At 67.7% G+C, this 18,711-nt stretch carries 11 protein-coding genes, 1 tRNA gene and 6 pseudogenes; 10 read left to right on the top strand and 8 right to left on the bottom strand.

Annotated features, from left to right (window positions below; translation table 11 throughout):
• Nucleotides 1-225, top strand: a pseudogene (locus BAY1663_RS14750) (L-seryl-tRNA(Sec) selenium transferase); the annotation flags it as partial.
• Nucleotides 222-2,137: pseudogene (selB, locus tag BAY1663_RS14745) on the top strand (selenocysteine-specific translation elongation factor). The pseudogenes BAY1663_RS14750 and selB, both read left to right, overlap by 4 nt.
• 153 nt (nucleotides 2,138-2,290) lie before the next feature.
• Here selB and BAY1663_RS14740 read toward each other — a convergent pair.
• A complete protein-coding gene (locus tag BAY1663_RS14740; protein ID WP_128576308.1) occupies nucleotides 2,291-2,599 on the bottom strand; it encodes a hypothetical protein in 309 nt (102 codons plus the stop codon).
• Between the two features lie 231 nt (nucleotides 2,600-2,830).
• Between BAY1663_RS14740 and BAY1663_RS14735 the strand changes: the two genes are divergently transcribed.
• Nucleotides 2,831-2,926 (top strand) — tRNA-Sec (locus BAY1663_RS14735).
• 6 nt (nucleotides 2,927-2,932) lie between these two features.
• On the opposite strand, the pseudogene BAY1663_RS14730 reads toward BAY1663_RS14735, so the two are convergent.
• A pseudogene (locus BAY1663_RS14730) lies at nucleotides 2,933-3,396 on the bottom strand (glycine cleavage system protein H).
• Nucleotides 3,393-3,767: a DsrE family protein gene (locus BAY1663_RS14725; protein WP_037042156.1), complete on the bottom strand. Its 375-nt coding sequence runs from the start codon at nucleotides 3,765-3,767 to the stop codon at nucleotides 3,393-3,395. Before BAY1663_RS14725 ends, BAY1663_RS14730 begins: the two are co-directional and overlap by 4 nt.
• Before the next feature lie 147 nt (nucleotides 3,768-3,914).
• Here BAY1663_RS14725 and cfaB point away from each other — a divergent pair.
• Nucleotides 3,915-5,095, top strand: a pseudogene (gene cfaB / locus BAY1663_RS14720) (C17 cyclopropane fatty acid synthase CfaB).
• A 35-nt stretch (nucleotides 5,096-5,130) separates the two neighbouring features.
• Here the strand turns inward: cfaB and BAY1663_RS14715 are convergent.
• Nucleotides 5,131-5,982 carry a universal stress protein gene (locus tag BAY1663_RS14715; RefSeq protein WP_037042145.1) on the bottom strand — a complete coding sequence of 284 codons (852 nt, stop codon included), beginning with the start codon at nucleotides 5,980-5,982 and terminating at the stop codon, nucleotides 5,131-5,133.
• A gap of 13 nt (nucleotides 5,983-5,995) precedes the next feature.
• Entirely contained in the window at nucleotides 5,996-7,483 is a 1,488-nt protein-coding gene (locus BAY1663_RS14710) for a SulP family inorganic anion transporter (RefSeq protein ID WP_037042142.1), read from the bottom strand.
• A 559-nt stretch (nucleotides 7,484-8,042) separates the two neighbouring features.
• Between BAY1663_RS14710 and BAY1663_RS14705 the strand changes: the two are divergent.
• Nucleotides 8,043-9,796 (top strand): annotated as a pseudogene (locus BAY1663_RS14705) (ATP-binding protein).
• A 34-nt stretch (nucleotides 9,797-9,830) separates the two neighbouring features.
• Complete coding sequence (locus tag BAY1663_RS14700; protein WP_037042140.1) at nucleotides 9,831-11,174, top strand: sigma-54 dependent transcriptional regulator; 1,344 nt, start codon at nucleotides 9,831-9,833, stop codon at nucleotides 11,172-11,174.
• A 138-nt stretch (nucleotides 11,175-11,312) separates the two neighbouring features.
• Here the strand turns inward: BAY1663_RS14700 and BAY1663_RS14695 are convergent, their stop codons facing one another.
• From BAY1663_RS14695 to BAY1663_RS14685, 3 genes are all read right to left on the bottom strand, one after another.
• Nucleotides 11,313-12,551 (bottom strand): RNA polymerase sigma factor, encoded by a 1,239-nt coding sequence (locus tag BAY1663_RS14695; RefSeq protein ID WP_037042138.1) that lies wholly within the window; start codon nucleotides 12,549-12,551, stop codon nucleotides 11,313-11,315.
• 1 nt (nucleotide 12,552) lies between these two features.
• Nucleotides 12,553-12,909, bottom strand: a complete 357-nt coding sequence (locus BAY1663_RS14690) for a YciI family protein (protein WP_037042136.1) — start codon at nucleotides 12,907-12,909, stop codon at nucleotides 12,553-12,555.
• Between the two features lie 78 nt (nucleotides 12,910-12,987).
• Nucleotides 12,988-13,452 carry a nuclear transport factor 2 family protein gene (locus BAY1663_RS14685; protein ID WP_037042162.1) on the bottom strand — a complete coding sequence of 155 codons (465 nt, stop codon included), beginning with the start codon at nucleotides 13,450-13,452 and terminating at the stop codon, nucleotides 12,988-12,990.
• 287 nt (nucleotides 13,453-13,739) lie between these two features.
• Between BAY1663_RS14685 and BAY1663_RS14680 the strand changes: the two are divergent.
• The 4 genes and pseudogenes from BAY1663_RS14680 (at nucleotide 13,740) to BAY1663_RS14665 (ending at nucleotide 18,506) form a co-directional block, all read left to right on the top strand.
• Nucleotides 13,740-15,982: pseudogene (locus tag BAY1663_RS14680) on the top strand (TonB-dependent receptor).
• Nucleotides 15,982-17,109 (top strand): PepSY domain-containing protein, encoded by a 1,128-nt coding sequence (locus BAY1663_RS14675; protein WP_037042134.1) that lies wholly within the window; start codon nucleotides 15,982-15,984, stop codon nucleotides 17,107-17,109. Before BAY1663_RS14680 ends, BAY1663_RS14675 begins: the two are co-directional and overlap by 1 nt.
• Nucleotides 17,106-17,321 carry a hypothetical protein gene (locus BAY1663_RS14670; RefSeq protein ID WP_037042132.1) on the top strand — a complete coding sequence of 72 codons (216 nt, stop codon included), beginning with the start codon at nucleotides 17,106-17,108 and terminating at the stop codon, nucleotides 17,319-17,321. The genes BAY1663_RS14675 and BAY1663_RS14670 overlap by 4 nt, the downstream gene beginning before the upstream one ends.
• 27 nt (nucleotides 17,322-17,348) lie before the next feature.
• Nucleotides 17,349-18,506: a lactonase family protein gene (locus BAY1663_RS14665; RefSeq protein ID WP_037042130.1), complete on the top strand. Its 1,158-nt coding sequence runs from the start codon at nucleotides 17,349-17,351 to the stop codon at nucleotides 18,504-18,506.
• Nucleotides 18,507-18,711: the final 205 nt, after the last annotated feature.

Raw genomic sequence — 18,711 nt, 5'->3', positions numbered from 1 at the left:
CCGGTGGCGCGCCTGCCCAGCGCCGCGCTGTGCATCCGCCCGCAGCAACCCAAGCGCCTGCGCGGCCGCAGCCTGCGTCAGCTCGAGGAAGCCCTGCGCTGCCTGCCGCTCCCGGTGCTCGGGCGCATCGACGATGACGCCCTATGGCTCGACCTGCGCCAGCTCGACGACGAACCGGCCTTCCTCGCCCAGTTGCCCAAACTGCAAGAGGAGCTGGCGACTTGATCGTCGGGACTGCCGGCCATATCGACCACGGCAAGACCGCCCTGCTGCACGCACTGACCGGCCAACAGGGCGACCGCCGCCGCGAGGAGCGCGAGCGCGGCATCACCATCGACCTCGGCTACGCCTATGCCGATCTCGGCGAAGGGGCGCTTACCGGCTTTATCGACGTGCCGGGCCACGAGCGCTTCGTGCACAACATGCTGGCCGGCGCCAGCGGCATCGACTGCATGCTGCTGGTGGTCGCCGCCGACGACGGCGTGATGCCGCAGACCCGCGAACACCTGGCCATCGTCGAACTGCTGGGTATTCGCCGGGCCATCGTCGCGCTGACCAAGATCGACCGCGCCGAACCACAAAGAATCGAAGAAGTACGCCAGCAGATCGACAACCTGCTGACGTCCGGGCCGCTGGCCGGAGCGCCGATCTTTCCGGTATCCAGCATCAGCGGTCAGGGCGTCGCTGCACTGCGCTCGGCACTGGTCGACGAAGCGGCCAGGGTTCAGGCGCGCAGCGAAAGCGGCCACTTCCGCCTGGCCATCGACCGCGCCTTCAGCGTCACCGGCGCCGGCGTGGTGGTCACCGGCACCGCCTTCGCCGGCCGTGTGCGGGTCGGCGACGAACTGCTGCTCAGCCCGAGCGGGAAAAGTGTACGGGTGCGCGGCCTGCATGCGCAGAACCGCGAGGCCGGCCAGGCCCATGCCGGCCAGCGCGTGGCACTGAACCTGGCCGGCGAACGCCTGACGGTGGAGCAAATCCACCGCGGCGACTGGCTGCTGCAGCCGCTGCTGCACGCCCCGACCCAGCGTATCGACGTCGAACTCCAGCTGTTGCCCGGCGAAGCCACGAACTCAAGCACTGGACGCCGCTGCACGTGCACCTCGGCGCCCAGGACGTCACCGCCCGCGTCGCCCTGCTCGAAGGCGAAAGCCTGGCCCCGGGCGGGCGCATGTTCGCCCAGCTGCTGCTCAATGCGCCGGCCCATGCGGTACATGGCGACCGTGTTGTCCTGCGCGACCAGTCCGCCCAGCGCACCCTCGGCGGCGGCCAGGTGCTCGATCCGTTCGCCCCGCCGCGCAATCGCCGTCGCGAGGCGCGTCTGGCGCAACTGCGGGCCCTGAACCAGCCGAGCCTGGAACGGGCGCTGCCGGAGCTGCTCGCCAGGATCGTCAACGGGCTCGACCCGCAGGCGCTGGAACGCCAGTTCAACCGCCCGCGTGGCAGCTGGCAGCTGCCCGCCACTGCGCTGGAGATCGCCACGCGACAGGGCCTGCGCCTGTTCGGCCGCGAACACTGGAATGCCCTCGGCGAAACCCTGCTCGCCGCGCTGCAGCGCTTCCACGACGAGCAGCCCGACGAGCTCGGCCCGGATCGCGACCGCCTGCGCCGCTACGCCCTGCCGCAGTTGGAACGCCCGGTGTTCATCGCCCTGCTGGAACAGGCGCTGGCCGCCGGCAACATCGAGACCAGCGGCCCCTGGCTGCACCGCCCGGACCACCGGGTACGCCTGAGCGATGCGGAGGAAATGCTCAAGGCACGCCTCTGGCCGCTGCTGGAAGCGGGGCGCTTCGATCCGCCCTGGGTACGCGACCTCGCCCGCGAACTCGGCGTCGAGGAAACGCAGATGCGCCAGCTGCTGCGCAAGCTCGCCCGCCTCGGCCTGCTGCAGCAGGTGGTGAAGGACCTGTTCTACCCTGAATCCACCATTCGCCAGCTCGCCGGGCACGTCCTGCAACTGGAAGCGCAAAGCGGCGTGATCCGCGCCGCCACCTTCCGCGACCGCATCCAGCTCGGCCGCAAGCGCAGCATTCAATTGCTGGAACACTTCGACCGCATCGGCTTCACCCGCCGCTTCGGCAACGAACGCAAGGTCCGCCACGACAGCGCGCTGGCAACCGAGGCAAGGCCCGAATAGCCGTCACCGTGCAGAGGGGGATGTTTCTGTCGCAAAAGAAAAAATGTGACGCATCTCACATAAATGGCATCATATAGCCACTACCCGGCGGTCCCGCTTCCCCCATGACCGCCGCAGTGGTTTCCCGGCCCGCCTCTGCGGGCTTTTTTTTGCTCAACTCTTTTTCGGCTGCGAATCGGGGAAATCCGGATAGTCGTCGCCACCGATCGCCTGCTGCAGTTGCTTCAGGCAGATCTCGATGGCCATGTCCCGGGTACGCTTGCTGCTCCACTCCAGCTCGGCCAGCGTTTCGATCAGATCCTGGTGGCCATCGTCGCAGATGAGCATGCCATGCTGCACGGTAAGCGTCCGCCCCTTGAAACTGAGCTGGACCGGATCCCGCCCGGTCAGCGAAGCACCCTCTGCTATCAGGCAGTCGATATGGTCACGCAGCGCGTGGCAGACACGGCGGTCCTTGGGCATATCACTCACGACACTCTCCCATCCCTGGAAAGAAAAACGTGAATTGTGACGCAGCTCACCCTAATAATCGATAGCAAAATGACATCAGCCATCGGCAGACGCAGCGACACCTACGCACACCCTTGGCGCCGCATCGTTTGCAGGATACCTTGACGTCCGGGCAGTCAGCGTTTCGACACTCACTGCGCCCAAGCGCCACGAGCGCGAGAAACATCCCTTGTAAACCAACAAGGAAGGCAATCGCAGCCGGTGCTGCGGCCGGGCTTCAAACCCGGTTGGGGACGGCAGCCGTTCCCGGGTGAGTTCGACTCTCACTGCCTTCCGCCATTTCCCCTACTTCCATCGCAACGCCTGCACATGCGCGTTCGCGGGGTCGAAGTTATCCAGCCGCATGCGTTCGCTGATCGCCGCCAGGGCCGCTTCGCCTTGCGGGAATGTGTCGCGCACGACATTCCAGTCTTCCGGCTGCAGGCGCACCATCCAGCCTTCGCCGTAGCAGTCCTGGTTGATCAGGGCAGGATGCTCGAGCAGCGCTTCATTCACCGCCAGCAGCTCGCCGGCAAGCGGGCTGCGGGCCGAGGAGGCGGCCTTGGCGAATTCCACCACGCCGAAGCTGCGCTCGCGGCCGATGCGGGTGCCGGCGCGCTTGGGGGTGAAGGCGAAGATCTGCCGTACAGCGCGCAACCATAGGCGCTCAGGCCGAGAGTGACGCTGCCGTCGCGCTCTTCGCGCAGCCACAGGCCGTGTTCCGGCGCGTAGCGCAGTGCGTCGGGGAATTCCAGGCCGTGCAGGTTCATAGGGTCAGCACTCGTTCGTATTCGAGAATCATCTGTGCCAGCTCGCCACCGCTGGAAATCTCGTCCAGCTCGGCGATCAGCGTGCCCGCCTCGAGGTTCACGCCGGGCTGGCGGCACATCAACAGGCGCGCACCGGCCTGCTTGGCATTGCGGATGAAATGCAGCAGCGGCTCGCCGCTTTCAACTGCGCGGAGCGATTCGGCCACCTCGCGGCGCGCCAGCTGCGTGCCCTCGCCGGTGAGGTAGAGCGTGACCTCGGCATCCATGCAGGCCAGCAGGGTGGCGATGTGGAAAGGCGCGGCGCAGCGCGCCGGGGTGCTGGGCCCGCTCGCGACCAGGATCAGTACTCGCTGTGAGGGTGCTTCTGCCACAGGTCTCTCCTTGAAAGGTCCGGCGCCGCTGGGTTGCAGGCAGAGTCGCTTCAGTTCGGCTCATAGCCGGAAACTATCACCACAATAGCCTACAGTTTGCAAATTCATGGTCTAGGATTCCTACGATGCAATAAAAGGAGATCGAGCATGCTGGCAACATTGCTACCGGCCCTTAAGGAACTCGCCTTGCCGCTGAAGTTGAGGCTGTGGGATGGCAAGGAGATCGACCTCGGGCCGTCCCCAAGCGTCACCCTGGTTATCCGGGATTCCAACCTGATCACGCAACTGGCACATCCCAGCCTGGATCTGCTCGGTGCCGCCTATGTCGAGGGCAGATAGACCTGCTGGGACCTCTCGAAGAGGTCATCCGCATCGGCGACGAGATGAGCCGCGCGCTGGGCGAGGACGATTTCCCCCTGCCTGCTCGCGAGGCGCATGACAAGGCCACCGATGCCGAGGCGATCTCCTACCACTACGACCTGTCCAACGATTTCTACCGGCTCTGGCTGGACCGGGACATGGTCTACTCCTGTGCCTATTTCGAAACCGGCCAAGAGGATCTCGACCAGGCGCAGCAAGCCAAGCTGCGCCTGCTCTGCCGCAAGTTGCGGCTCAAGCCCGGCGACCGCCTGCTCGATGTCGGCTGCGGCTGGGGCGGGCTGGCACGCTTCGCCGCCCGCGAGTTCGGCGCCGAGGTGTTCGGCATCACCTTGAGCCGCGAACAGCTCGCGCTGGCCCGTGAGCGGGTCGCCGCCGAGGGCCTGCAGGACCGGGTGACGCTGGAGCTGATGGACTATCGCGACCTGCCCCAGGATGGCCGCTTCGACAAGACGGTCAGTGTCGGCATGTTCGAGCACGTCGGCCATGCCAATCTGCCGCTGTACTGCCAGCGGCTGTTCGGCGCGGTGCGCCCGGGAGGGCTGGTGCTCAACCATGGCATCACCTCGCGGCATCTGGACGGGCGGCCGGTCGGTCACGGGGCCGGCGAGTTCATCGACCGCTACGTCTTTCCCCACGGGGAACTGCCGCATCTGGTGAAGATCAGCAGCTGCATCAGCGAGTCGGGATTGGAGATCGTCGACGTGGAAAGCCTGCGCCTGCATTACGCACGCACGCTGCAGCTGTGGAGCCAGCGTCTCGAGGCGCATCTGCAACAGGCCCAGCAACTGGTTCCCGAACGCGCCCTGCGGATCTGGCGAGTGTACCTGGCCGGCTGTGCCTATGGCTTTCGCCGCGACTGGATCGACCTGCACCAGATCCTCGCCAGCAAGCCGCTGCCGGACGGCTCCCACGAGTTGCCCTGGACCCGCGCCGACCTGTACGGCTGACCCCTGCCGGGCCCGCGCCGATGCGGGCCCGGCGGTCAGCGCAGCAACAGCAGCGGGGTATTGGTCGTGCGGATCATGCCGGTGGTGGTACTGCCGACGAAGAACTGGCGAATCCGCGAATGGCCGTAGGCGCCCATCACCAGCAGATCGATGCCGTGCTCGGCCTGATAGGCATGCAGCGCCGGCTCCACCTCCCCGTTGCGCATGGCGACATGCGCCTCGAAACCGCTGGCACTCAACCTGTCGCGTGCGGCCTCCAACTGGGCACGGGCGTCGTCGGTCTCGGCGCCGACCATCACCAAGTGAATCGGCAAACCGCTGAATAACGGGCTGGCGGCCAGCATCTCGACGCCCTTGTGGCCGGTGGCGCTGCCGTCGAAGGCCAGCATCACGCTGCGCGGCACCTCGAAACTGCCGGGCGTGACCAGGATCGGGCGATGCAGTGCGCGGATCACGTTTTCCAGCTGGCTGCCGATGTGCCGGATGGCATCGCCACTGTCCTCGCCCTGGCGGCCGATCACCAGCAGGCGGGTCTCGTCCTGCAGTTCGTACAGCGTCTCGACCAGATCGCCGTGCCGCTGCCGGCACTCCGGTTGCGCGCTGCCGGCCGCGATCGCCCGCTGTCGCGCCGCATCCAGTAGCAGCCGGCCCTCTTCCAGCGCCAGCTTGGCGCGCTTCTCGTCCAGCGTCGCCAGCTCGTGCAGGAGGAATTCCCGGCTGCCCAGGCCGATGATGCCGCTGAGGTCGCCCGACACCGGATACTGCTGCCGGTCCAGCACATGCAACAGGGTCAGCGGCGCCCCCAGGCGCTGGCTGGCCCAGGCCGCGCAGTCGCAGACCGCCGCAGCCTGTGGGGAACCGTCGATACACGCCATTACGTGGGTCATTTCGTCCTCCTGGTCAGTGACTCATGAGCTTGTCGATGGCATCGGGTTTGTCATGCACCCCGAAGCGGTCGACGATGGTCGCGCTGGCCTCGTTCAGGCCCAGCACCTCGACCTCGGTGCCCTCGCGACGGAACTTGAGCACCACCTTGTCCAGCGCGGATACCGCGGTGATGTCCCAGAAATGCGCGCGGGACAGGTCGATGGTCACCTTGCCCAGCGCCTCCTTGAAATCGAACGCCGCAGTGAACTTGTCCGAGGAGCTGAAGAACACCTGCCCCACCACCCGGTAGCTACGCTGATTGCCGGCGGCGTCCGGTTCGGAGTCGATGGCCAGGTAGTGACCCACCTTGTTGGCGAAGAACATCGCCGCCAGCAGCACACCGGCGAATACACCGTAGGCCAGGTTGTGGGTGAACACCACGACGACCACGGTGACCACCATGACGATATTAGTCGAGAGCGGGTAGCGCTTGAGGTTGCGCAGCGAATCCCAGCTGAAGGTGCCGATGGATACCATGATCATCACCGCCACCAGCGCCGCCATGGGAATCCGGCTGACCCAGTCGCTGAAGAACACCACCAGCAGCAACAGCACCACCCCGGCGACCAGTGTCGACAGGCGCGTGCGGCCACCGGATTTCACGTTGATCACCGATTGGCCGATCATCGCGCAGCCGGCCATACCGCCGAACAGGCCAGAGGCGATGTTGGCGACGCCCTGGCCCTTGCACTCGCGGTTCTTGTCGCTGCCGATGTCGGTCAGCTCGTCGACGATGGTCGCGGTCATCAGCGACTCCAGCAGGCCGACCACTGCCAGCGCGGCGGAATACGGGAAGATGATCGCCAGGGTCTCGAAGGTCAGCGGCACCTGCGGCCAGAGGAAGACCGGCAGAGTATCGGGCAGCTCGCCCATGTCGCCGACGGTGCGGATATCCAGGCCCAGGTAGATCGCCACCGCGGTCATCGAAAGGATGCACACCAGCGGCGAAGGAATGACCTTGCCGAGCTTCGGCACACGGGGGAACAGGTAGATGATGCCCAAGCCCCCCGCCGTCATCGCGTAGACGTGCCAGGTGACGTTGGTCAGCTCCGGCAGCTGGGCCATGAAGATCAGGATCGCCAGGGCGTTGACGAAGCCGGTGACCACCGAGCGCGAGACGAAGCGCATCAGCGAACCGAGCCGCAGGTAGCCGGCGCCGATCTGCAGCACACCGCACAACAGCGTCGCCGCCAGCAGGTACTGCAGGCCGTGCTCGCGCACCAGCGTCACCATCAGCAGCGCCATGGCACCGGTAGCGGCCGAGATCATGCCCGGGCGGCCGCCGACGAACGCGATCACCACCGCGATGCAGAACGACGCGTACAGGCCGACCCGCGGGTCGACCCCGGCAATGATGGAAAAGGCGATGGCCTCGGGAATCAGCGCCAGGGCCACGACGAGCCCGGACAGCAGGTCGCCACGGACGTTGGAGAACCAGTTCTGTTTGAGTGTATGCAACATCGGTATATCCAGAGCAAAAGCACCGACTTGCAGACCACGGGAATGGCCGGCAGCGATACAAGGCGAGTTTTCAGTTCGGAATTCGATCAGCTGTCCATGCATGGGACGGACAGCAGCGTACGACCGCCTCCATGACAGGCAGTCGCAGGGTGACGCGGGGGGCGGAGCGCTATGGCGGACTGGGCAGCCAGGTCATGGGCGATACGGGCTCTCGTCGGGGACTATTTAGCGGAAGAATCGTGCCAGGGGCCGGCATTCTATTCGCAATGGCCCCGCTTTGACGACCGCCAGGGTCCTCTAGAACCAGAAATCATCCAGATCAGTGAAGCCCCAGGCGGCTGGATCTTCCCGGCCGACGATGCGGTCGCTGCAGTGCCTGCTGGACAGACCCAGCTCCGCCGCCCGGCGTCAACGCAGGCAACCAGCACCATTCGGGAATCGCCGCTTCGGCGGCAGGCAGCACGGCATGCCCGCGCTCGGGCCAAGCCATCTCGTCCTGCACAGGGCCCGGCTTTCGCTTAACATCGTCGCCTCCTTCCGCGAGCGCCACAGGCCTGCAATGTCCAGCCGTCTGCGTGTCATCCTGATCGTTGCGCTGATCCTCGTCGGCCTGCTGCTCAGCATGTACTGGGCCGGCCGCCTCGCCGAGGAGCGCGCCTGGGCCGAGCGCGGCCAGGAAGCACGCGGGCAGCTGGAGCTCTATGCCCAGGCGATCCATACCCAGGTCGAACGCTTCCGCTCGGTGCCGGCGTTGCTGGCACTGGACAGCGACATCCAGGCCCTGCTCGCCGCGCCTAACGACCAGCAACTGCGCAAGCGGCTCAATCGGCGCCTGGAGCAGCAGAACCATGCGGCCGGTTCCTCGGTGCTGTATTTGCTCGACCGCCAAGGCGAAACCATCGCCGCCAGCAACTGGCGCGACTGGAGCAGCTTCGTCGGCTACAACTACGCCTTCCGCCCGTATTTCCGCGATGCGCTGGCGAACGACAGCGGCCGCTACTTCGCCGTCGGCGTGACCACCGGCATCCCCGGCTACTTCCTCTCCAGTTCGGTGAAGAATGCCGCCGGCGAGGTGATCGGCGTGCTGGTGGTCAAGCTCGAACTGGAAGACATGCAGCGCAGCTGGGCCGGCCAGTCGGGCATCCTGCTGATCGCCGATTCGCTGGACATCGTCATCCTCACCAACCGCCCCGCCTGGCGCTTCCGCCACCTGCGCCCGCTCAGCGACGAGGTACGCAGCCGCCTGGTGGCTGCCCGCCGCTACGCCGAGCAGACCCTGCAGCCGTTGCAGAGCACGCGCCTGCAAGCGCTCGGCGAAGGCAGCGAGCGGCGCCAGGTGGACGGTCCCGACGGGCGGCGCGACTATCTCTGGCAAAGCCTGCAGTTGCCGGAAGAGGACTGGACCCTGCACCTGCTGCAGGAACCGCAGTCGGTGGTCGCCAGTGTGCGCAGCTATCGCCTGGCCGCCGCCGGCGTGTGGATGACCCTGGCCTTCCTGCTGCTCTACCTGGCCCAGCGGCGCAAGACCCGCCGCGTCGAGCAGCGCAGCCGCAGCGAACTGGAACGGCTGGTGCACGAGCGCACCCGCGAGCTGCGCACCGCCCAGGACGAGCTGGTGCACGCCGCGCGCATGGCCGCGCTGGGGCAGATGTCCGCCGCCCTCGCCCACGAGATCAACCAGCCGCTGACGGCCCTGCGCATGCAGCTGGCCAGCCTGCGTCTGCTGCTCGACAGCGGCCGCGACACCGAGGTGCGCGAAGGCCTGGGCCACGTCGAGGGGCTGCTCGAACGCATGGCCGCGCTGACCGGCCACCTGAAGACCTTCGCCCGCAAGAGCCCGGCCGGGCTGCCCCAGCGCCTGAGCCTGGCCGAGGTGCTGGAGCAGGCGCTGCAGTTGCTGGTACCGCGCATCCGCAGCGAGCAGGTCGAGGTGTTCCGCCAGGTACCGGCCGAGGCCTGGGTCAGCGGCGATGCCATCCGCCTCGAGCAGGTGCTGATCAACCTGCTGCACAACGCCCTGGACGCCATGGCCGAACGGCCGCAGCGGCGCCTGCGCATCCTCTGCCAGCGCGTCGGCGACGCTTGGCGGCTCAGCGTCGCCGACAATGGCGGCGGCATCGCCGGCGAGCACCTGGAGCAGGTGTTCGAACCCTTCTTCACCACCAAGCCGGTGGGCCAGGGCCTCGGCCTGGGCCTGGCGGTGTCCTACGGCATCGTCCGCGATCTCGGCGGCAGCTCGAGGCGCACAACGACGACCAGGGTGCGGTGTTCACCCTGACATTGCCGGCTGTCGAGCTGCACGCCGCCGGGTAAACTGCCGCGGCGAGCGGCCGAGCGAGGATCGACAATGGGCGGGCAGGTAATCTTCATCGACGACGAGGCGGCGATCCGCCAGGCGGTGCAGCAATGGCTGGAGCTGTCCGGCTTCAGCGTGCGCACCTTCGCCCGCGCCCGCGACGGGCTGGCGGCGCTCGGCCGCGACTTCCCCGGCGTACTGATCAGCGACGTGCGCATGCCTGACCTCGACGGCCTCGGCCTGCTGGAACAGCTGGTGGCGCTGGATGCCGACCTGCCGGTGATCATGGTCACCGGCCACGGCGACGTGCCCATGGCGGTGCAGGCGCTGCGCCAGGGTGCCTACGACTTCATCGAGAAACCCTTCACCCCCGAGCGCCTGCTCGACAGCGTGCGCCGCGCCATGGACAAGCGCCGGCTGGTCTGCGAGAACCGCCAACTGCGCGAGCAGTTCGCCCGCAAGGGGCGCATCGAATCGCAGCTGCTCGGCGTCTCGCGGGCCATGGAAACCCTGCGCCGGCAGGTGCTGGAACTGGCCGGCACCGACGTCAACGTGCTGATCCGCGGCGAGACCGGCAGCGGCAAGGAACAGGTCGCGCGCTGCCTGCACGACTTCAGCCCGCGTGCCGGCGGCCCCTTCGTCGCGCTCAACTGCGCGGCGATCCCCGAGACCATCTTCGAGAGCGAGCTGTTCGGCCACGAGAGCGGCGCCTTCACCGGCGCCCAGGGCAAGCGCATCGGCCGCATCGAGCACGCCGCCGGCGGCACGCTGTTTCTCGACGAGATCGAGAGCATGCCGCTGGCGCAGCAGGTCAAGCTGCTGCGCGTGCTGCAGGAAAAGAGCCTGGAGCGGCTGGGCTCCAACCGCAGCATCGCGGTCGACCTGCGGGTGATCAGCGCGGCCAAGCCGGACCTGCTCGAGGAAGTGCGCGGCGGGCGTTTCCGCGAGGACCTGCTGTACCGGCTGAACGTCGCCGAGCTGCACATCCCGCCATTGCGCGAGCGCCGCGAGGACATTCCGCTGCTGTTCGAGCACTTCGTCCAGCAGGCCGCCCAGCGCCATGGCCGCGAGGCGCCGCCGGTGACCCCCGGCGAGCTGGCGCAGCTGCTCGCCCATGACTGGCCGGGCAACGTGCGCGAGCTGATCAACGCCGCCGAACGCCACGCCCTCGGCCTCAGCGCCCCGGCACCGACCGGCAGCGGCGGCCAGTCGCTGGCCGAACAGATGGAAGCCTTCGAGGCGCAGTGCCTGCACAGCGCCCTGCAGCAATGCAAGGGCAACATCGCCGAGGTCATGGCCCTGCTGCAGCTGCCGCGGCGCACCCTCAACGAGAAGATGCAGCGCCATGGCCTGAGCCGCGGCGACTATCTGCCGGCGGGCAGCATGGACAGCTGATCCTCCGCTAGCTCCTACGAGAAGCAGTTCCGAAAAGCCGGTGCGCATGCTGATCGCTCCCATGCTCCGTGTCGCTGGGCGCAGAGCGTCCACAGCAGGCTCCCACGCTGGAGCGTGGGAGCCCTCGGCCTGACGCAGCTACGCCAAGTCATCCAGCCGCTGCTGCAGGAAGCGCCGCTCCGGTTCCAGCCGCACCAGTTGCAGGGCCGTACGGTAGGCTTCGCGGGCCTCGTCGATACGCATCAATCGCCGCAGCAGATCGGCGCGGGCGGCGTGACTCAGGTGATAGTCGCGCAGCTCGCCACGTGCCAGCAGCGCGTCCACCAGGCGCAGGCCGGCTGCCGGGCCGTCGCGCATCGCCACGGCCACCGCGCGGTTCAGCTCCACCACCGGCGAGGGGGCCAGGCCGAGCAGCACGTCGTAGAGACGGACGATCTGCGCCCAGTCGGTCTGCGCCGCGCTCGGCGCCTCGGCATGCACGGCGACGATCGCCGCCTGCAGCGCATAGGACCCGGAGTCGCCGCTGGCCAGGGCGCGGCGCACCAGCAGCGAACCCTCGGCGATCAGCCGCCGATCCCAGGCGCTGCGGTCCTGCTCCTCCAGCCGCACCAGTTCGCCGGCCGCATCGGTACGCGCGGCGCGGCGTGCCTCGTGCAGCAGCATCAGCGCCAGCAGGCCCATCACCTCGGCATCGGGCAGCAGCTCCAGCAGCAACCGGCCGAGGCGGATGGCTTCCGCGCACAGGTCGGCACGGGTCAGCGACGCTCCCGCCGAGGCCGAATAGCCCTCGTTGAACACCAGGTAGATCACCCGCAGCACGCTGTCGAGCCGCGCCGGCAGTTCCTCGCGCTCCGGCACACGATAGGGGATCTGCGCGTCGCGGATCCGCGCCTTGGCGCGCACGATGCGCTGGGCGATGGTGGCGGGTGCGGCGAGGAAGGCCCGCGCGATCTCCTCGGTGGTCAGGTCGCAGACTTCGCGCAGGGTCAGCGCCACGCGCGCATCGGCCGGCAGCGCCGGGTGGCAGCAGGTGAAGATCAGCCGCAGACGATCGTCTTCCACCTCGTCGAGCTCCGCTTCATGCGCCTCGTCCTCCAGTTGCTCGGCCAGCAGCCGCAGCGAGGCGTCGAATCGCGCGCGCCGGCGCAGGGCGTCGATGGCCTTGAAGCGCCCGGCGGACACCAGCCAGGCACGCGGGCTGTCCGGCACGCCGTCGCGTGGCCACTGCTGCAGCGCCGCGGCGAAGGCATCGTGCAAGGCCTCCTCGGCGCGATCGAAGTCGCCCAGCAGGCGGATCAGGGTCGCCAGCACCCGGCGCGACTCGGCGCGGTAGATCGCCTCGACCACCGCCGTCGCGGCTTGTCCGCTGCAGCGCATGTCAGCGCTGCGGCAACTGGCGCAGCGGGCGCACCTCGACGCAGCCGAGCGTCGCCGGTGGAATCTTCGCGGCGATGGCCTCGGCCTCGGCCTGATCGACCGCCTCGATCAGGTAGAAGCCGGCCAACTGCTCGCGGGTTTCGGCGAACGGTCCATCGACCACCGTGGCGACGCCGTCGCGGACCCTCACCGTGCGCGCCGTGCGCACCGCCTGCAAGGGTTCGCCGGCAAGCATGTGGCCGCTAGCACGCAGCGCCTCGCCACAGGCCAGGCAGCGCGCGACCAGCGCCTGCCACTGTTCGTCGCTCATCTCGTCGACACGCTGCTCGTCGTAATAGATCAGGCACAGGTATTTCATGACGCTCTCCGTCTGCCGGGCACGGAGAAAAGCTAGCAGCCGGCAGCCGGATGCGCGTCGACGGGCGACGAATACCGCTCAACTCGCCCGTTGCTGGCCGGACGACGGCTCTTGCGACATGCAGACCTGGCCGGTTTCCATATCGAAGGGCATCGAGAAATGCTCGTGGATGACCTTCCAGTCGCCGCCGCGCCGGGCCCAGACCCGGGTGCCGCGCATCCAGCCGGTCTGCATTTCGCCCTCGGCGTTGGGCCCGCCGCAATGGTTGAGCATGCGGCTGTAGGCCAGGTCGCCGCCCACCGTCACGTGCAGCTCGTGGGTCTCGAAAAAGCCCTCGCCCTGGCAGAACTCGAAGCAGCGCTGCCAGTGCGCGCGGTACTCGTCCACGCCCTTGAATTGCAGCGCCCCGATCGCGTCGAAGGCGACCAGGTCGTCGGCGTACTGGGCCATGATCCGGTCCAGGTCCTTGGCCTTGGTGTCGCGCTCGAACGCCTCGTGGAGCTGGCGGATGCGGCTTTCGTCCTGGCGGATGTCGTGTGTCATGTCCATCTCCTGTCTCGTGGTTAGGGGTCATTGACTGGTCGAGCGGCGTTCACGCGAATCGACAGGCCGGATGGATTTTTTTTCAATCGCACGGCGCTTGAGCCAGGCCGAGCGTGCAGCGCCTGCAAGCGGTGCGCGCGGTATTCCCCAGCCGGCAAATGGCCATTCTCAATCTGAACACTGTTGCGAATTATTATCATTCGATTATCCTAGGCGACTACCCATGCCGCTCGCCCCGCCGGCGGCATACCTCCTCGCACACTTCACACGCCCAGTCAGGCCTCACCATGTCCAGCCTTCGCCTCCCTCGTAAAACAGGTGCCGCCTCCGCCCTGCTGCCCGTCTGCCTTGTCGCCAGCTTCGCCGGTGCCCCGGCCATGGCGCAGCAATCCGCCACCCCGCCCTCGGACGAGGTGCAAACGGCCGAAGGACAGGCCAGCCAGCGCAGCGAGCCGCTCGAGCTGCCGGAAACCGAAGTGGTCGCCAGCGCCGACGCCTCGGCCGACGGCCTGACCCAGCCCTACGCCGGTGATCAGGTTGCCCGCGGCGGGCGGGTGGGCATCCTGGGCAACCGCGACTACATGGAAACGCCGTTCACCTCGACGTCCTACACCTCGCAGCTGATCCAGGACCAGCAGGCACGCAGCGTCTCCGACGTGCTGCAGAACGACCCCTCGGTGCGCGTCGCCCGCGGCTTCGGTAACTTCCAGGAGCTGTACGTGGTGCGCGGTTTCCCGGTCTACTCCGACGACATCTCCTACAACGGCCTCTATGGCCTGCTGCCGCGCCAGTACGTGGCCGCCGAGTTCATTGAGCGTGTGGAAGTGTTCCGCGGCGCCAACACCTTCCTCAATGGTGCGGCGCCGGGTGGCAGCGGCATCGGCGGGGCGATCAACATCCTGCCCAAGCGCGCGCCGAACGAGCCGCTGACGCGCCTGACCGTCGGTGCCGAAAACGGTGGCCAAGCCATGACCCACGCTGACATCGCCCGTCGCTTCGGCGACGAGGAGCGCTTCGGCGTGCGCCTGAACGCGGCCAAGCGCGCTGGCGAGACCACGGTCGAGGATGAAGACCGCACCCTGGATATGTTCGCCCTGGGTCTGGATTACCAGGGCGACAACTTCCGCCTGTCCGCCGACATCGGTCACCAGTACCACTTCATCGACAGCCCACGCCCGAGCGTGACGCCCAGCGGCGGCATACCCAGCGCGCCGGATGCCGAGGACAACTTCGCCCAGTCCTGGACCTATTCGAAGGAGAAGCAGACTTTCGGCACCTTCCGCGCCGAATACGACTTCTCCGATGCCGTCACCGGCTGGCTCGCAGCCGGCGTGCGTGAGGGCGAGGAAAAGAATCGGTTGGCAAGCATGACTGCAGGCAGTTCGGGCGCCGGCACCTTCTACCGCTTCGACAACGTGCGTGAGGAGGAGGTATTCACCAGTGAAGTAGGCCTGCGCGCCCGCGGCCGGACCGGCGACGTCTCCCACGAATGGGTGATGTCGGCGGCCATGTTCGATCTGGAAGCGCGCAACGCCTATGCCATGTCAGGCAACTATGCAGCGGATATCTACCAGCCGTTCGCAGTCGCAATGCCGGATGCGGTCTGGATTGGCGGTTCGATGTCCAACCCCAACGTCACCGAGCGTACCCACACCCAGAGTCTGGCCATCGCCGATACCCTGGGCTTCATGGATGACCGCCTGCTGGTGACCCTCGGCGCGCGCCGCCAGGGTATCGAAGCCAAGAGCTACGACTACAACAGCGGTGATCGCCTGTCCTCCTACAACCGCTACAAGAACAGCCCGGTCGCTGGCGTGGTGTATCAACTGACCGACGAAGTTTCGCTCTATGCCAACTACATCGAAGGCTTGGTCAAAGGCGATATCGCACCGGCGACCAGCGGAGGCGTTGCCATCATCAATGCCGGCGAAGCGCTGGAGCCTATGTTTCGGAACAGACCGAGGTAGGCATCAAGTATGACGGCGGCAACCTCGGCGGCAGCCTGGCGCTATTCACCACCGAGCGCCCGTTCAGCACCGTGGAAAACGGTGTGTTCACCGATGGTGGCGAGCAGCGCAACCGCGGCATCGAGCTGTCGGTGTTCGGTGAGCCGGCCTACGGCGTACGCCTGTTGGGCGGCCTGACCCTGCTGGATGCGGAACTGACCAGCACCCAGGATGGGGTCAACGAGGGCAACCGCGCCATCGGCGTGCCGCGCACCCAGGCGAACATCGGTGGCGAATGGGACGTACCCGGCACCAATGGCCTGACCCTGACCAGCCGGGTCGTCTACACCAGCAGCCAGTACGCCGACACGGCCAACGATATGGAAGCACCTTCCTGGACCCGCCTGGACCTCGGCGCGCGCTACCGCATGGTCATCGATGACCGTGACGTGACCCTGCGTGCCCGCCTGGATAACGTGACCGGCCGCGACTACTGGGCCTCGGTGGGTGGCTATCCGAATGCCAACTACCTCGTCCTCGGCGCCCCACGCACCCTCTCGCTCAGCGCCACGGTCGACTTCTGATGCGGGCAGCCGCTCTGCGCCGCTGGGGCTGGGTCCACAAGTGGTCCAGCCTCGTCTGCACGCTGTTCATCCTGCTGCTGTGCCTGACCGGCCTGCCGCTGATCTTCTCCCACGAGATCGACCACCTGAGCGGCGCCGAGATCGAGGCGCCGCCGATGCCGGAAGGCACGCCGCACGCCCCGCTCGACCAGATCGCCGCGGCGGCGGTGCGTGCCTATCCGGGGCTGGTGCCGCTGTACTTCTTCGCCGAGGAGGACGCGCCGGATCTCTGGTACGTCAAGCTCGACACCCGGGTCGACACCGATGAAAGCGCATCGACGCTGGTCATGGCCGACGCCCGCAGCGCCGAGGTGCTCGGCGCGCCGGCGTTCGACGAAGGCTTCATGAGCGTGATGTACCGCCTGCACGTCGACCTCTACGCCGGGCTGCCGGGCAAGCTGTTCCTCGGCTTCATGGGCCTCTTGCTGGTGGTGGCGATCGTCTCCGGCGTGGTGCTCTACGCGCCCTTCATGCGCAAGCTGCGTTTCGCCGAGGTGCGCCGTGAACGGGCGCCGCGCACGCGCTGGCTGGACCTGCACAACCTGCTCGGCATCGTCACGCTGGTCTGGGCGCTGGCGGTGGGCTTCACCGGGGTGATCAACACCTGGGCGGACCTGATCTTCAAGAGCTGGCAGGCCGACCAGGTGCGTGCGCTGCAGGCCGGTGAGACGCGGGTGCTGCTCGCAGCCGATGCCAGCGGCGCGCCGGCCGTCGACGGCTCGCTACAGGCGGCGGTGGACCGCGTACTGGCGGCCGCACCGGGCATGGCGGTGGCGATGATCGCCTACCCCGGCACCCTGCGCGCGACGCCCGAACACGTGGCGGTGATCCTCAGCGGCGACACGCCGCTGACCTCGCGGCTGACCCAGGCGCTACTGGTGGACCCGGCCAGCGGCGAAGTGCTCGAAGCCAGCGCCCGCCCGTGGTACGTCACCGCCCTGCAGTTGTCCGAGCCGCTGCATTTCGGCGACTACGGCGGCCTGCCGCTGAAGCTGCTGTGGGCGCTGCTGGACATCCTCACCATCGTCGTACTGGGCAGCGGCCTGTACCTCTGGCTCAAGCGCGGCCCCGCGCAGGTGCAGGCATGATGCGCATCTGGGCATGGCCGATCGTCGTCGCCCTGTTGTCGGTCCTCGGCCTGGTCGCCGGGCTGGTCTCAGAGGGCCTGGGCGACTGGCTGAGCTGGGCCGCACTCGGCGTGCCGGTGGTGATCGGCTGCCATGGCCTGGTACGTGGCCGGGCCTCGAAGCCAGAACGAGGCGCCGCCGCCCGGATCGGAAAGCAGCAGGCGCGGTCTTAGTCTGCACGACCGTCGCGGAGACTCCGCATGCGCCCACGCCGCCTGCCATATCGCATGGCGCTCGCCGCGACCCTGGCCCTGAGCATCCCGGGAATCGCAGCACCCATGTCCCACGTCCTGATCGGCAGCTACACCCATGACAGCGGCAGCCCGGGCATCCACCGCCTGCGCTTCGACGCCGAGCACGGCCAGCTGCAGCCGCTGCAGACCGTCGCCAGCCACAACCCGTCCTGGCTGGTGCTGGACCAGCAGCGCCGCCGGCTCTACGCCACCAACGAGAACGGCCCCGGGCATCCCGACCCGGGCGGTCGGGTCAGCGCCTTCGCCATCGGCGACGACGGCGAGCTGCGACCGCTGGGCCAGGCCAGCACGCTCGGCGACGAGCCGACCCACGCCAGCCTGAGCATCGATGGCCGCTACCTGTTCGTAAGCAACTACGGCTCGCGGGAGAATCCCGGCGGCAACCTGACGGTGCTCCCGCTCGATACGCAGGGCCGGCCGCAGCCGGTGACGCAACTCGCCGCGCACCGACCCAGCGGCGTGCACCCCGAACGCCAGCGCTCGGCCCACGTGCATTCGGCGGTGCCGTCGCCCGACGGCCGCCGATTGTTCGTCAGCGACCTGGGCGCCGACCGGGTGTTCGTCTACCGCTACGGTCCGGCCAATGCCGAACGGCCGTTGCAACCGGCCGAGCCGGCGAGCATCGAACTGCCGCCCGGCAGCGGGCCACGTCATCTGGTATTCAGCCCGGACGGTCGTCAGGCCTATCTGACCCTCGAGCTCAGTGCCCAGGTGGCGCGCTTCGCGCACGCCGATGGCCAGTTGATCCGGCGCCAGTTGATCGACCTCGCGGAGCCCGGCACGAGCGAAGCCCATTCGCCGGGCGCCATCCACACCTCGGCCGACGGGCGCTTTCTCTACGTCAGCGACCGCGGCGACTACAACCACATCATCGTCTTCGCCATCGAGGCCGACGGCGCGCTGCGCGAGATCCAGCGCCGCGCCAGCGAAGGTCGCGAGCCACGGGAGTTCGCCATCACGCCGGACGGGCGCTTCCTGCTGGTGGCCAACCAGCTCAGCGACAGCCTGGTGCTGCTGCGCCGCGACCCGGACAGCGGCCTGCTGGGCGAGACGCTGCAGACCCTGCCCGTCGGGCGGCCGTCGGACATCAAGTTCGTCGAGTGATCGACACCGCGGATGACGAGGGCTGCTTTTGCTCTTGTGGGAGCGCCGACCCCGGCGCGAGCTTTTAGCTTCGGGCAGGCCTACGGCCCGCATCGCCGCGGGGGCGCGGCTCCTACAACAATGGTGCGTGGAGGATGGACCTGGGCACGACCTGCTTCCGCTTTGTGTGGGAGGGCCGACCTCGGCGCGAGCTTTTAGCTTCGGG

It is taken from the genome of Pseudomonas sp. BAY1663 (assembly GCF_000582595.1).
GTDB lineage: Bacteria > Pseudomonadota > Gammaproteobacteria > Pseudomonadales > Pseudomonadaceae > Stutzerimonas > Stutzerimonas stutzeri_AF.
Note: the sequence above shows the minus strand (reverse complement) of the source record. Positions and strands in the feature narration are given on the sequence as shown.